The organism is Levilactobacillus tangyuanensis (assembly GCF_003946545.1).
GTDB lineage: Bacteria > Bacillota > Bacilli > Lactobacillales > Lactobacillaceae > Levilactobacillus > Levilactobacillus tangyuanensis.
Map to the genome: position 1 here is coordinate 1 of NZ_RHOA01000027.1, position 1,782 is coordinate 1,782.

Annotated in this window: 1 rRNA gene; it reads left to right on the forward strand. The window is 49.8% G+C overall.

The window, feature by feature from the left end:
• The first annotated feature begins 149 nt into the window (after positions 1-149).
• Positions 150-1,715 (forward strand): 16S ribosomal RNA (locus EKM96_RS10400).
• Positions 1,716-1,782: the final 67 nt, after the last annotated feature.

Here is a 1,782-nt window from a genome sequence, read left to right on the forward strand (position 1 = left end):
GGTAGACCTTTGAAAACTGAACATTGTTTCGACAAACCAAATATGTGTAGGGCGGTTTGATATTTATATCAAACCCAACAATATTTGCGAAGTCAATTCGCTTTTAAAAATGTAACAACAATCGATGAGCTATTCAAGCACATCATCTATAAGATGAGAGTTTGATCCTGGCTCAGGACGAACGCTGGCGGCATGCCTAATACATGCAAGTCGAACGAGCTTCCGTTGAATGACGTGCTTGCACTGATTTCAACATTGAAGCGAGTGGCGAACTGGTGAGTAACACGTGGGTAACTTGCCCAGAAGAGGGGGATAACACTTGGAAACAGGTGCTAATACCGCATAACAACAGAAACCGCATGGTTTCTGTTTGAAAGATGGTTTCGGCTATCACTTCTGGATGGACCCGCGGCGTATTAGTTAGTTGGTGAGGTAAAGGCCCACCAAGACAATGATACGTAGCCGACCTGAGAGGGTAATCGGCCACATTGGGACTGAGACACGGCCCAAACTCCTACGGGAGGCAGCAGTAGGGAATCTTCCACAATGGACGAAAGTCTGATGGAGCAATGCCGCGTGAGTGAAGAAGGGTTTCGGCTCGTAAAACTCTGTTGTTAAAGAAGAACACTCTTGAGAGTAACTGTTCAGGAGTTGACGGTATTTAACCAGAAAGCCACGGCTAACTACGTGCCAGCAGCCGCGGTAATACGTAGGTGGCAAGCGTTGTCCGGATTTATTGGGCGTAAAGCGAGCGCAGGCGGTTTTTTAAGTCTGATGTGAAAGCCTTCGGCTTAACCGGAGAAGTGCATCGGAAACTGGGAGACTTGAGTGCAGAAGAGGACAGTGGAACTCCATGTGTAGCGGTGGAATGCGTAGATATATGGAAGAACACCAGTGGCGAAGGCGGCTGTCTAGTCTGTAACTGACGCTGAGGCTCGAAAGCATGGGTAGCAAACAGGATTAGATACCCTGGTAGTCCATGCCGTAAACGATGAGTGCTAGGTGTTGGAGGGTTTCCGCCCTTCAGTGCCGCAGCTAACGCATTAAGCACTCCGCCTGGGGAGTACGACCGCAAGGTTGAAACTCAAAGGAATTGACGGGGGCCCGCACAAGCGGTGGAGCATGTGGTTTAATTCGAAGCTACGCGAAGAACCTTACCAGGTCTTGACATACTATGCAAATCCTAGAGATAGGACGTTCCCTTCGGGGACATGGATACAGGTGGTGCATGGTTGTCGTCAGCTCGTGTCGTGAGATGTTGGGTTAAGTCCCGCAACGAGCGCAACCCTTATTATCAGTTGCCAGCATTAAGTTGGGCACTCTGGTGAGACTGCCGGTGACAAACCGGAGGAAGGTGGGGATGACGTCAAATCATCATGCCCCTTATGACCTGGGCTACACACGTGCTACAATGGACGGTACAACGAGTCGCGAAGTCGTGAGGCTAAGCTAATCTCTTAAAGCCGTTCTCAGTTCGGATTGTAGGCTGCAACTCGCCTACATGAAGTTGGAATCGCTAGTAATCGCGGATCAGCATGCCGCGGTGAATACGTTCCCGGGCCTTGTACACACCGCCCGTCACACCATGAGAGTTTGTAACACCCAAAGCCGGTGAGATAACCTTCGGGAGTCAGCCGTCTAAGGTGGGACAGATGATTAGGGTGAAGTCGTAACAAGGTAGCCGTAGGAGAACCTGCGGCTGGATCACCTCCTTTCTAAGGAATATACGGAGGCTACACATACTTGTTGAAACAATGTTCAGTTTTGAGGGGCTTACCTCTC